At 44.2% G+C, this 12,383-nt stretch carries 10 protein-coding genes and 1 tRNA gene; 2 read left to right on the forward strand and 9 right to left on the reverse strand.

The features are described 5' to 3' along the window. The 3 genes from preA to ACP7IZ_RS08395 form a co-directional block, all read right to left on the reverse strand. The gene (preA, locus tag ACP7IZ_RS08385) at positions 1-1,269 is read right to left on the reverse strand and encodes an NAD-dependent dihydropyrimidine dehydrogenase subunit PreA (RefSeq protein ID WP_426848709.1); all 1,269 of its coding nucleotides are present in this window, start codon (positions 1,267-1,269) and stop codon (positions 1-3) included. A gap of 15 nt (positions 1,270-1,284) precedes the next feature. Beyond that, entirely contained in the window at positions 1,285-2,628 is a 1,344-nt protein-coding gene (locus tag ACP7IZ_RS08390; protein WP_426848710.1) for an NAD(P)-dependent oxidoreductase, read from the reverse strand. A 113-nt stretch (positions 2,629-2,741) separates the two neighbouring features. Beyond that, a complete protein-coding gene (locus tag ACP7IZ_RS08395; RefSeq protein ID WP_426848711.1) occupies positions 2,742-5,159 on the reverse strand; it encodes a TonB-dependent receptor in 2,418 nt (805 codons plus the stop codon). A gap of 219 nt (positions 5,160-5,378) precedes the next feature. Between ACP7IZ_RS08395 and ACP7IZ_RS08400 the strand changes: the two genes are divergently transcribed. Further along, the gene (locus ACP7IZ_RS08400; RefSeq protein ID WP_426848712.1) at positions 5,379-6,389 is read left to right on the forward strand and encodes a 2OG-Fe(II) oxygenase; all 1,011 of its coding nucleotides are present in this window, start codon (positions 5,379-5,381) and stop codon (positions 6,387-6,389) included. Here the strand turns inward: ACP7IZ_RS08400 and hydA are convergent. After that, the gene (gene hydA, locus ACP7IZ_RS08405) at positions 6,386-7,786 is read right to left on the reverse strand and encodes a dihydropyrimidinase (protein ID WP_426848713.1); all 1,401 of its coding nucleotides are present in this window, start codon (positions 7,784-7,786) and stop codon (positions 6,386-6,388) included. The two genes, ACP7IZ_RS08400 and hydA, sit on opposite strands and share 4 nt — an antisense overlap. Positions 7,787-7,914: 128 nt before the next feature. Between hydA and ACP7IZ_RS08410 the strand changes: the two genes are divergently transcribed. Continuing rightward, positions 7,915-9,372 carry an NCS1 family nucleobase:cation symporter-1 gene (locus ACP7IZ_RS08410; protein ID WP_426848714.1) on the forward strand — a complete coding sequence of 486 codons (1,458 nt, stop codon included), beginning with the start codon at positions 7,915-7,917 and terminating at the stop codon, positions 9,370-9,372. Here ACP7IZ_RS08410 and ACP7IZ_RS08415 read toward each other — a convergent pair. The 5 genes from ACP7IZ_RS08415 to ACP7IZ_RS08435 form a co-directional block, all read right to left on the reverse strand. Beyond that, positions 9,323-9,976, reverse strand: a complete 654-nt coding sequence (locus tag ACP7IZ_RS08415) for a TetR/AcrR family transcriptional regulator (protein ID WP_426848759.1) — start codon at positions 9,974-9,976, stop codon at positions 9,323-9,325. The genes ACP7IZ_RS08410 and ACP7IZ_RS08415 overlap by 50 nt on opposite strands. A 336-nt stretch (positions 9,977-10,312) precedes the next feature. Next, positions 10,313-10,403 (reverse strand) — tRNA-Ser (locus tag ACP7IZ_RS08420). Positions 10,404-10,474: 71 nt separating this feature from the next. After that, positions 10,475-11,116 carry a phosphoribosylanthranilate isomerase gene (locus ACP7IZ_RS08425; protein WP_426848715.1) on the reverse strand — a complete coding sequence of 214 codons (642 nt, stop codon included), beginning with the start codon at positions 11,114-11,116 and terminating at the stop codon, positions 10,475-10,477. 27 nt (positions 11,117-11,143) lie between these two features. Further along, the gene (gene pyrF / locus ACP7IZ_RS08430) at positions 11,144-11,857 is read right to left on the reverse strand and encodes an orotidine-5'-phosphate decarboxylase (RefSeq protein WP_426848716.1); all 714 of its coding nucleotides are present in this window, start codon (positions 11,855-11,857) and stop codon (positions 11,144-11,146) included. After that, on the reverse strand, positions 11,850-12,197 hold the full coding sequence (locus tag ACP7IZ_RS08435) for a lipopolysaccharide assembly protein LapA domain-containing protein (RefSeq protein WP_426848717.1): 348 nt from the start codon (positions 12,195-12,197) through the stop codon (positions 11,850-11,852). The genes pyrF and ACP7IZ_RS08435 overlap by 8 nt, the downstream gene beginning before the upstream one ends. Positions 12,198-12,383: the final 186 nt, after the last annotated feature.

The following is a 12,383-nucleotide window of genomic DNA, read 5'->3' on the forward strand; positions in this document are numbered from 1 at the left end:
TTATGCAGAAATTTTCATTGGGTTATTAGGATGTTCGTTCCATGTCAGTTCACCTTCTTCAGGTTGAGGTTCCATGGTAATGCACCCATCAATCGGACAAACATGCGCACACAGATTGCACCCTACGCATTCTTCTTCAATAACCTCGTAATGGCGCTCACCATTTACACGGGCTTTAGAAATTGCCTGATGTGATGTGTCCTCACAAGCAATATGGCACAAGCCACAACGCACACAAGCATCCTGATCAATATTGGCGATTGTTTTGAATTTAAGATTAAGCGTGTTCCATGGAACAAATTTTTGAATAGCCTGGCCACTTACTGAAGGAATATCAACATATCCCTTCTGATCCATCCATGCAGACAAACCATCTATCATATCCTCTACAATACGAAAACCGTAATGCATGGCGGCAGTGCAAACCTGCAGAGTGGTTGATCCCATTGCCAAAAATTCTGCTGCATCACGCCATGTTCCAATACCACCAATACCAGAAATAGGCATGCCAGCCATTTCAGGATCTCGAGCAATTTCACCAATCATGCGCAATGCTATAGGCTTAACTGCTGGCCCACAATAACCACCATGTGTACCTTTCCCGCCTACAACAGGCATGGGGGCCATGGCATCCAAATCTACACCAATAACAGACTGGATCGTGTTAATAAGAGAAACACCATCAGCTCCACCACGTTTTGCTGCATGAGCCGGCATAAGAATATTTGTTATATTAGGCGTAAGTTTAACAATAACAGGCATACGTGTATTTTGTTTACACCAGCGCGTTACCATTTCAACATATTCGGGAACCTGCCCGACAGCTGCACCCATATTGCGCTCTGACATGCCGTGCGGACAACCAAAATTCAATTCAATACCATCAGCACCCGTTTCTTCAACAATAGGAAGAATAGCTTTCCATTTTTCCTCTTGGCAAGGCACCATCAAGCTGACAACAACAGCACGATCCGGATAATCCCTTTTAACAGATTTAATTTCTGCAATATTTACGGCCAATGGACGATCAGAAATAAGCTCGATATTATTCAAGCCAATCATTCTTGCACCATTGTAATCAAGAGATCCGTAGCGGGAGCTTACATTGACCACCGGAGGATCTTCCCCCAATGTTTTCCATACAACCCCGCCCCATCCGGCCTCAAAAGCGCGGCGAACGTTATATTCCTTATCGGTTGGAGGTGCAGATGCCAGCCAAAACGGATTAGGAGACTTAATTCCGGCAAAGCATGTTTTTAAATTAGCCATTGAAGTCTCTCCTGCTCATACATCTTTTTGTAGAGCTATATTGATAGCTTCTGCCGCATCTCGGCCATCCCGCACCGCAGCAACCGTTAAGTCTTCGCCTGGTGTGCAATCTCCCCCAGCATAAATACCCCGCATACTGGTGCGATAATGCGCGTCCACAACGATACGTCCATTGTGGATTTCAATATCTTCAGCGCTAACGGGATCGCGATGGAAAACCTGCCCAACTGCCTTCAGCAGCATATCCGCAGGAATAAAAAATGTATCATCTGCGCTATATATAACTTTCCCATCTGAATTGCTGTGACCCTTGGCAAATTCAACTCCCGCCAACACACCATCTTCTTGAACAATCTGGATTGGCGCAGCCCACAAGCGTACGGTTACCCCGTTGGTTTGCGCCCATTCTCGCTCCACAACAGTGGCAGACATGTTTTCTGCACCACGGCGGTAAACAAGTGTAACTTCCTCTGCACCCAACCTACGAGCTTGTACAGCCGCATCTACCGCTGTATTCCCTCCCCCAATCACAACAACACGCCGACCTACTGGAACATTCTTTTTATTATTAGATCGTAATGTTTTAATGAAGGAAACAGCATCCTGAATACCTTCCAGCGTCTCTCCTTCCATTTCCAACTGGCGTGCCCCAGCTAAACCTAGAGAAAGAAAAACTGCGTCGTAGTCTCGCTGTAGATCACCAAGGATAAAATCTACTCCTAATATTTTACCACCTACAAACGAGATACCACCAATATCAAATAGAAAACTTACTTCTTTCTGTGCAAAATCATCTGCAAGCTTATAGGCAGCCACACCATATTCATTCAAACCGCCCGGCAGATCATGCTTATCAAAAATCACAACATCATGGCCGTGCAGTGCCAAGCGATGTGCACATGCAAGCCCAGCCGGTCCTGCCCCTATAATCGCAATTTTACGGCCAGTTAAAGGTTTACGGACAAATGGCTGGCCACCATGCTCCATTTGCCAATCCGTAGCATGCCGTTGCAAGGCACCGATACGGATTGGCTTTCCTTCTTCCCGAATATTATGAACACACTTCTGTTCACACAGAATTTCAGTTGGGCAAACACGTGCGCATGATCCACCTAAAATATTGGATTTTAGGATAGTATGTGCTGAACCTTGCATATTATCTGTGGCAATAGCGCGTATAAATTCTGGAATATCAATGCTTGTTGGGCAGGCCTCTGTGCAAGGCGCATCATAACAGTAAAAACAACGTTCTGCCTCTACCAAAGCCTGTTCATGAGTAAGAGGAGGATGAGCATCCGAAAAATTTTTCTGGAGCTGCTCCTCTGTTAAGCGACTATTCTTTATATCCAAGACACGCATCAGAAGATTTCCCGTTAAACCCCGATACCAGAATGGTAGGTTATTTAGGTTCGTTCCCGCAACATTTTTCTGACCATTTAGTCAGCTTTTAATTTAAAAAATCAGTATAAATTTTAGAAACCCGTTGATACTGAAAACGAAACCGCAAACCCAGGTGATAATGTATAAGTTGGTGCTGTTCCTGATGCGAATTGCGTGCCGTAGACACCTGTTGTTGCATGGGCAAATGGAGACATAGAATACACTCCGTTCCGATATAACGAGCCCGCAAGATTTTGAAAGTTCAGCTGAATTTGGGGGGATCGCAGATACCATTTATTGGAAAATCTATAACCAAGAGTAACTGTATCCATAATATACGGATGCAGTTTTTCATCATTCATCAAGGTAGAATACTGAGAACCAATATATTTAAGATTTAGGTTAGCAAAAATATGCCCGTTATCCCAATCTACACCCAAAGCTCCCATTTCGTGTGGGGTACCTACCGGACGCTTGCCTTTTGTGCGTAGGTAATCATTGAGGTACTGGATGTTGGAATCCATTGTTGCATCAAGATACTCAAAACTCATATAGGGTCGGAAGTGGCCAAAAATAGGTCGTGTTCCAATTTGGATATCTACACCACGGGATGTCTGGTTGCCTACGTTCATTGTTGTAGACATTGGAGCACTACCAAAATAGCTCAGAACTCCCATCTGCCTATTGGTAAAATTGTAGTTAAAGAAAGAAATTTCACCGATGAGAAGATCATCATGATATCGATAACCTATTTCTTCATTAATGGCATATTCCGGTTTTACATTACCAGATGGTGCCGTAGACATGCTGCCATCAATATTATACAACTCAAACATGGTGTTATTATTGGGCATTTTAAAGTTTGTGGCGCCGCGAACATATATTTGATGATGATCATTAAATTTGTAACTGGCACTAAACTGCGGCAATGGTTCAAAAACATTCTGCCCACGATGTTGCTGAATATTCGGCACATAGCTATCTACCTTACGGTTGACCATGGCCAACCTTATACCCGCTTGTAATTCTAGCTTATCATGTAGCAACTTCACCCGGTCACCCAAATACAACATGTTTACCTGAGTAAACGTATTGTGGTCATTGAGGTACCAGCGATTTCCATCAGATGTACGATAGATATGTGGGCCATAATCTCCGTAGATATTTGCAGGTCCACCGTCTGCCTGATTGATGTAGGACACAGGGGTGGATTGATTTGTACGAGACCATTCATACCACCACCCAAAGGTTAAGGTATTAATGCCTTTTGTCCATGTCATTTTGGCATTATTACCCGTACGATGGTAACTGAAATACAGTGGTGTATAAACATTTGTACCGTTTGCCACATCTACATCAACAGGTTGCGTTCCTGAATACGTTTTACCATCCTCAACTGTGCTTACCCCACCGATGGTTCCAGACCCCCACCAAAGGTATGGCGTATCATCAAAGCGCAAACCTTCTGCCAATTTAACAGACAAAGGTGCTGAAGCGATCAAATTTTGAAAAGCATCTAGGCCATATTTATAATAATTTGTTTTGTTATTCTGATGGTAATGGGAATCGTAATCATAATTTTTCCCATATTCATCAAACTGTTCTTTTGTAGGATTTTCATCAAGCTGTAGCACATTGGTGTTATAGCTAGCGTTGATAGTCCAACGGCTTTCTGGCGTAAACTCCTTGATCATTTTGAAATCTACATGCTTACGCGTGAACTTTCCTGGACCACGCCAGTTATCTGCCTCGGTGTTAGAAAAGGAAGCAAATGCTCTTACACCACTGTTTCCTATGTCTCCACTTTCAAGGCGGATAAATTCACGGTGCATATTGTAAGAGCCGTAGGAAAAATCTACAAAACCTCCCCTTCTATGAGAAGGGTCTATAAGTTCTGCATATGCGCTCCCCGCTGCGGCAGAGATGCTCGGAGTATCAATATCGACTGAACCTGGCATCAAAGAAACTGATTTCAGATTATCACCATCGGATGTCTGGTTTGCGTAAAAGCCACCATCTCCCACATCATTTACAGGAGCTCCGTTATAAATCCAGCCTACGTGGTCACCCGGCAAACCACGCAACATGAGGTTGCCACCAGCAATACCATAGGGTTCTGTCAGTGTAACAAACGCACTGGGAGTTAGGGCCAAAACCTGAACAGGATTAGCTGATGGTGGCTGTTTGGCAATGAAATCTCGCGTAACAGACTGAATAGTTCCTGCTCTGGTCTCTAGGCGCATCAATCCTCCACCAGGGGCACGACGTGTCACTCCCTGGGCAGATAATGCATGTCCACCTACGTGAACTTCTTCAGGACTACCTTTAGCTTCAACCGCACCTAGTTTTTTAGGTGATGTTATTTTCTTACTGGTATTTTTAGGCTGTGCCCTTACTGTTTTTGCAGGATGTGACACGGATTGGCCAAACGCAGCACTTTCCAACGCAATTGAACTACAGATAGTTCCAGCTAAGAGAAAATGAACAACTGAAAAACGAGGATGGGGCATGTTTTTTCTCAGCTCTGACAAACAGGACAAATAGCAGGGACACAGAAACGTTATGTTTTAACGTTTCGGATTCGCAATATAAATCTGAATGCTTGGTTAAGTTTTGCAGACCTGTGTCTTTCGTGCATCATGCTTATTAGGAAACTGAATTATGATTGAAACTTCGCTCTTATATCTAGTAAGTTCTTAAAAACTGTTTGATGTAATAAGGATTATCCTATGATTCTTCCCGGAGATCCCGCCCCTATTTTTACCCAAAAGTGCTCTACAAATTGGGGGTATTACAGCTTTGATATGGCCGCAGGAAAATATAATATTCTTATGTTCGTTCCCGCCGCCCAAACACTTGTTACACACAAAATTATAGATGCACTACAGAAGATACTAGAATTAAAAATATCCGTTCCTATAGAAATTTTTGTTGTTACAACATCCTTGCAGGATAAAAATATAAAGAGCGATAATTTTTACTATATTTATGACTTAGATTGCACTGTGCATAATATTTTTGGTATTAATGTTGATGATATTACATGCGTCATAACAGACCCGATGTTAAGAATAAAAGAAGTTCTTCCACACAATTCCATTACATATGAAATTATTAAAAATTACTTAAAAAATAACCCATCTTCTCAAAACACCCCTATTCCAGCACTTTTATTAAATGATGTTCTTGAAGAAGATTTTTGTCATGCCCTTATACATTACTATCATCACAATGCACCGCTTCCATCTGGTGTGCTTACAAAAAATGCAAACGGATTAACTATAGAAAAATTAGATCCGCTGTTTAAACGTCGTTATGATTGTAAAATACAAAATCAAAACTTAATCAGAGGTTTACAAGCTCGTATTATTAGGCGTGTTGTTCCTGAAATTCGTAAAGCTTTTCAATGCACTGTAACTGGCATGGATCGTATGATTGTAAGTTGTTATGATGCCGCACATAACGGGCACTTTGCTCCACACAGAGACAATACAGTAGATGGAGCCAAACATAGACTTTTTGCAATTTCCATTAATCTAAATAATACTTTTGAAGGTGGTGAACTAACCTTTCCTGAATTTTCTGATCAAGGTTTTCGTCCTCCTGCTGGAGGAGCACTTATTTTTTCCAGTGCGCTTTTACATGCGGTACGGCCTATTACAAAAGGTAAACGCTATGCTTGTTTACCTTTTGCTTTTAACGAAGACTCTATGAATTCTGCAAACCTACCTTCTGCTTAAAGCGGTTTGCGAACGTTTCTGCTTTTTGGCTGGCGTGCAATATACTGGCCCGCCCCACGCATTGCACGTAAATCCCCTTCATTCCAGACAAGGCAGCCTTTGCTAATTGTTTTTTGGGCAATGCCTGTTACCGTCATTCCTTCATAAATATTATAATCAACATTTTGGTGATGTGTTTTTGCAGAAATTGTCCGTTCTGCATCGGGATCCCATAGTACGATATCGGCATCTGCTCCTACCGATAAACTACCTTTTTGCGGATATATATTAAAAATTTGCGCAGTATTTGTAGATGTTAAAGCCACAAACTGTTGAGGCGTTAATTTTCCTGTTTTCACTCCATAATGCCATAAAATACTCATCCTATCCTCAATCCCAGGCGTACCGTTCGGGATGCGGGTAAAATCCCTTTTGCCCATCTCTTTTTGAGGTGCACAAAAACAGCAATGATCTGTCGCTGTAGTTTGTAACTGCCCAGACATCATCCCTCCCCATAAGGCAGCCTGATGATGTTGGGGCCTAAAGGGAGGACTCATGACATACTGTGCCGCTTTCAACCAATCAGAACCCTCATAAACGCTTTCATCAAACACCAAATGCTGGGGCAACACTTCTCCGTATACTTCTTGCCCGCGCAATCGTGCTTCTGAAATAGCTTTCACACCTTCTTGCGTTGAAACATGCACTATATAGATAGGCACCCCAAGCAACCCAGCCAAAGTAATGGCCCGATACGCAGCCTCACCCTCTACTGCAGGAGGCCGTGATACCGGGTGCGCTTCCGGCCCTATGCGCCCTTCAGACAATAAATCTTGCTGCAAATAAGCAACCGCGTCCCCATTTTCAGCATGCACCGTGCAAATTGCACCTAATTCTGCTGCACGCCGCATTGAATGCAAAAAGGCCTCATCTTCCACCATCAATGCATTTTTATAGGCCATGAAATGTTTGAATGAATTCACCCCGCATTGCTCTACAAGAGTTTTCATATCGTGGTAAATTTGATCATTCCAATGTGTGATCGCAACATGGAATCCATAATCTGCTGCAGATTTCTGCGCTTTTTGTCGCCACGCCTTCCATGCATCCAGCAAGGATGTTCTGGAATCAGGAATAACAAAATCAATAATACTTGTTGTTCCACCAGCTAAGCCTGCAGCTGTTCCAGTATAAAAATCATCACTTGCTATTGTGCCCATAAAAGGCATTTCCATATGGGTATGCGGGTCTATACCTCCCGGCATTACCAATAACCCCGCGGCATCCACAACATCGCAGCCTGTTGGTGTTTCTATCGTGTTTGCTACATGAGCAATTTTTCCATCCGGGCCACACAGGATGTCCGCCCGCATACTGCCTTCTGCCGTAACAAGTGTTCCGCCTTTAACATGAAGCATGAGAGGGCTGCCTTTCTGTTTTCCAATCGTTAAAGGGCAAATGATATTTTGTATCGAAATCGTATTGTTATTCTGACTAATTGGTCAATAATATATTTCGGATTCGAATCGTAATGTAGGAAAGCATTATGGGTGGAACACATCATGCAACACATGATAATCGTTTAATAAACGAAGACTTAGCACCATCTGCTACACGCACATGGCAATGGAAAGATTATCTGTTTTTATGGATGTCAGACATTCATAGTGTAGCAGGATACATCACCGTTGGAAGTTTATTCACTTTAGGCCTTCCACTATACGATGTATTTGCAGCCCTACTTTTTGCTATCCTACTCGTACAATTAGCCTGCAACCTTATGGCCGCACCCAGCTTTAAAACAGGTGCTCCCTTCCCTGTTATCGCACGTATGACCTTTGGCGTGTATGGTGCCATTATTCCAGCGCTCATACGTGGAATTATAGCCGTTGGATGGTATGGCATCCAAACATGGTTAGCATCGAACGCCTTGGTTATTCTCGTTCTAAAAATCTGGCCTATTCTGGAACCATGGGCTGATAGCACACAACATGGTTTGCTAGGATTATCCTATGTGGGATGGTTTGCCTTTCTTACAGTATGGAGCTTACAAACCCTTGTGTTCTGGAATGGAATGGACGCTATACGCCATTTTATAGATTGGGCAGGCCCCGTTATTTATGGCCTGATGGTCCTACTAGATATGTGGCTCCTTTCTAAAACAGGCTGGCACCTTTCTTTCCAATTTTTCACCCCTCATGAACCCATCAGCCTTCTTGCGCATACTTCCGGCATTATGAATGCTATGTCCTTAATACTCGCTTTTTTTGCTCCTATTATTTTGAATTTTGGAGATTTTTCACGCTACGGTACCAGCCTGCACTCTATACATCGTGGAAACTTTTGGGGATTACCTTTTAATTTTCTTGCCTTCTCACTTCTTACACTCGTTACTATAACACTTACACTTCCCGTATTCGGGCATATGATTTTTGATCCTGTAGAAACGGCCGTAAAAACCACAAGCCTCGGAACAGCTATTGTTGGTGTCATAACCATTGTGGCAGCCACAATCGGTATCAATATTTCAGCCAACTTTGTATCTGCAGCTTTTGATTTTTCTAATATGGCACCTCACCACCTTTCCTGGCGCAAGGGGGGACTTATTGCTGCGGTAGGCGCTATTTTGTTTACACCATGGAATTTATACGCACGGCCAGAACTTATTCACCTAACACTTGATGTTTTAGGAACATTCATTACACCTCTTATCGGCATTATTTTAAGTGATTACTATATTATAAAAAAACAAATTATCATTACTGATGCCTTGTATTCATCAGATCAAAGCAACGTTTACTGGTATAAATCTGGCTTTAATCTTATTTCTTTGCTTTCGCTTCTTATTGGCACTGGATGCGGCGTTCTTTTTATTTTCTTACCCAGCTTGGCAAGTATGCGAAATTTTTCATGCTTTTTTGGTTTTGTTATTGGCATGCTTGCACAAATATTACTCAGCTCTCTTCTTTCGTATCAATACAGATTGAAGCAACCAACTGCGTAATCGTTTCTGTGCCCGTTTCAAAATCGCGTTTTGTAAGGTGTTTTTGTCCTAAAACTGCTGCAAATTGCACCTGCATATCTGCATAAGACTGAGTCATCGCCCAAAGCATGAACATGAAATGAAAGGGATCTATCTTCTTGATAAGTCCCTTCTCATGCCATGTAGCAAATATGACCGCCAAATCCTCCACATGAGGCTTAAGTGTTTCTCGTAGGAAAGATTGGATCTGCTCCCCACCAGCTAAAAGCTCATGCATAAAAAGGCGAGAAGCTTCTGGACGCTGACGCGAAAATAACATTTTAGCCTGAATGTAGCTCTGCAAACCTTCTTGCGGCTTCATATCTGCTGAAAGATGAATATTGGCATCTCCCAGCCAATTTTCTAAAAACCGTTCTAAAGTTGCCTGATAAAGTGTCTCTTTTGTTTTGAAATAATACAGGACATTTGCCTTTGGCAGCTCACATGCTTTGGCTATGTCATCTATGCGTGTGCCGCTTAAACCATGAATTGCAAAAACTTTTTCTGCGGCATCCAATATCTGGCCAGTATTCTGCTTACGAGGATTACCAACAGATTGTTCGGGATGGCCATTTTTGCGCATAATTACAGAAATCTCTAATTAGAATTTCATATGCGCTTACTAAATTAAACCGGAAGCGAAAAGGCCTTATTTAGACGACTCCCTTGCGCGCTCCCATTATCAACGAACAGTTCCTGCCCGATGCTCCCGAGTTTTCTAGCATCTAACAATGGGCATTGAACATGGCATGGAAGGCCATGTGGTCCTTCAGCAGACAATAAGCTGGAAACAAATGCCGTGCGCCTCAGCATTAGGGCATCGGAAAATATTGTATGTATCTTGTAATACGAAACAACATCACAAAACACTGTAACTCTACAGCTCAATTGAACTGACTATTTTTAGGGGAAGATTACGTTATGGCGGAGAGAGAGGGATTCGAACCCTCGGTACGCTATTAACGTACACACGCTTTCCAAGCGTGCGCCTTAAGCCACTCGGCCATCTCTCCGACGCGAGAGAGGTAATAGCAAAATTTTCGGAACAGGCAAGACCTAAAGCGGAAAAAATAAAGTTTTTATCTCAACCAACGGCTGAAGCGCGCGCATTATGGATAAAACGCGCAATTGCATCCGGATTCTTAATGCCAGACGCACTTTCAACCCCAGATGAAACATCCACCGCGGGTGCTCCGGTTGTTGCAACAGCTTGTCCTACATTTTCGGAATTTAGCCCCCCAGCCAACATCCACAAATAAGCAGGCTTCCAACCATGCAGCATATCCCAGTTCAAGCGCTGCGCATTACCACCCGGGCGTGTTGCATTAGCTGGGGGCTTAGGCTCAACCAAAAGCCGTTCCACTATGCTTTGCTGTGGTAAGTCAGCCTGTGTGGCAACAGGAATGGATAACCAAACAGGCAGCCCAAACTTGGCTTGTATCTGCAAGGCACGTTCAGGCGTTGTATAAAGCTGCAATATATCTAGATCGACCTGATCCAACACGCGTTCCAAATCAGCATCGTCAGGGCGTACAAAGAGCCCGACTTTCTTGATGCTGCCTGTAACCCGGGCAGCTAAAGCCTTTGCCCGCAATGCATTTATATAGCGAGGAGAGCGTTCAAAAAAAACAAAGCCAACCCAATCTGCACCATATTTCATGCAGGCTTCCAGCCCTGCTTCTTCTGTAATGCCACAGATTTTTACGCCTGTCCGAACGCTGCTCATAACCTACTCCAGCTACATGCCGCAGATTTATGCCGCTAGTTCCGCAGCAATAGCTGCTGCTGCTGCTGCTGGATCTGCGGCCTGAGTTATGGGCCTTCCCACCACAATCCAGTCTGCTCCGGCAGCGCGTGCTTCCGCAGGCGTCATAACGCGTTTCTGGTCACCCTTAGCTGCTCCTGCGGGCCGAATACCTGGCGTTACCAACACAGGCTTGTCACCCAAAGCTTCTCGCAGTGCCTTGAGTTCATGAGCGGAGCAGATCAATCCATCCATCCCGGACTTCATTGCCAGATGTGCCAAGCGCAAAACCTGCGTGCGCGTATCATCCGGCACACCTACTTCTGCCAAGGCCTGATCATCCATACTGGTCAACACAGTTACAGCCAGCAGTAATGGGCGCTCCCCTTCCGGAAAAGCCTCATCACATGCCTTGCGTGCAGCTTTCATCATTTCTGCACCGCCAACCGCATGCAGTGTCAGCATACGGGGGCGCAAATGAGAAAGCGCTTTTACAGCGGCCCCCACAGTATTGGGAATATCGTGCAGCTTAAGATCCAGAAATAAAGGCCTCTGCCCGGCCACATCTGCCACAGCCTGAAAGCCTGCTGCATAAGCAAATTCCATACCAAGCTTGATAACGCCCGCAACACCTTGCACCGCATGCGCCCATGCTTTGGCCTGCGCCGGGTCCTGCGTATCCAACGCCACAATCAAACCTGTTTGCCTTGCTGTATCAGACATGTGGCTCTGCTCCATTTGCAGGAGAAACAGGCGGAGTCGCTACGGCTACGGGCGCTGGGGCCACTGGCATGCTGGATACGGCCTGCACTTGCGCAAGCTGCGCTTCCAGCTCTTTTACATGTTGCTCTGCCTTGCGCGCACGCCGGCGTTGCCTGAATTCTGCCGTCCACAAACAGAAAGCACCCAGCAAAAAGGCAACAGCAGCTACCAACAGCGCCAACACACCAGCTGAAGACTTCCAGCTATATGTCAGCAACCACATATCGAGCGGATCCTGATTACTGGCACTGAACACCACAAGCGCCAGCAGGAATGGGACAACAATTATCAGCCTGATCATGGCATCAAGTCGTAGCCGTATCACACGTAAAGAACAAGCGACTGGATACCATCAACCGCAAGCTTAATGATAAAATATTTCACACATTTTTAGACAGTTGCCAGAGCTACAACAGAAAAGAAGTTTATTGTGTTTCCTCTCGCCGCAACTGTCTGAATCTGGTAGGGCTGATGTGGATTATATTGT

It is taken from the genome of Acetobacter sp. AAB5, assembly GCF_050106715.1.
Classification (GTDB): domain Bacteria; phylum Pseudomonadota; class Alphaproteobacteria; order Acetobacterales; family Acetobacteraceae; genus Acetobacter; species Acetobacter oryzifermentans.

Bases quoted from the DNA above. Each gene is read 5' to 3' on its own strand.
- preA (WP_426848709.1), bottom strand. From the start codon at position 1,269: ATGGCTAATTTAAAAACATGCTTTGCCGGAATTAAGTCTCCTAATCCG.
- ACP7IZ_RS08390 (WP_426848710.1), bottom strand. From the start codon at position 2,628: ATGCGTGTCTTGGATATAAAGAATAGTCGCTTAACAGAGGAGCAGCTC.
- ACP7IZ_RS08395 (WP_426848711.1), bottom strand. From the start codon at position 5,159: ATGCCCCATCCTCGTTTTTCAGTTGTTCATTTTCTCTTAGCTGGAACT.
- ACP7IZ_RS08400 (WP_426848712.1), top strand. From the start codon at position 5,379: ATGATTCTTCCCGGAGATCCCGCCCCTATTTTTACCCAAAAGTGCTCT.
- hydA (WP_426848713.1), bottom strand. From the start codon at position 7,786: ATGCTTCATGTTAAAGGCGGAACACTTGTTACGGCAGAAGGCAGTATG.
- ACP7IZ_RS08410 (WP_426848714.1), top strand. From the start codon at position 7,915: ATGGGTGGAACACATCATGCAACACATGATAATCGTTTAATAAACGAA.
- ACP7IZ_RS08425 (WP_426848715.1), bottom strand. From the start codon at position 11,116: ATGAGCAGCGTTCGGACAGGCGTAAAAATCTGTGGCATTACAGAAGAA.
- pyrF (WP_426848716.1), bottom strand. From the start codon at position 11,857: ATGTCTGATACAGCAAGGCAAACAGGTTTGATTGTGGCGTTGGATACG.
- ACP7IZ_RS08435 (WP_426848717.1), bottom strand. From the start codon at position 12,197: ATGATCAGGCTGATAATTGTTGTCCCATTCCTGCTGGCGCTTGTGGTG.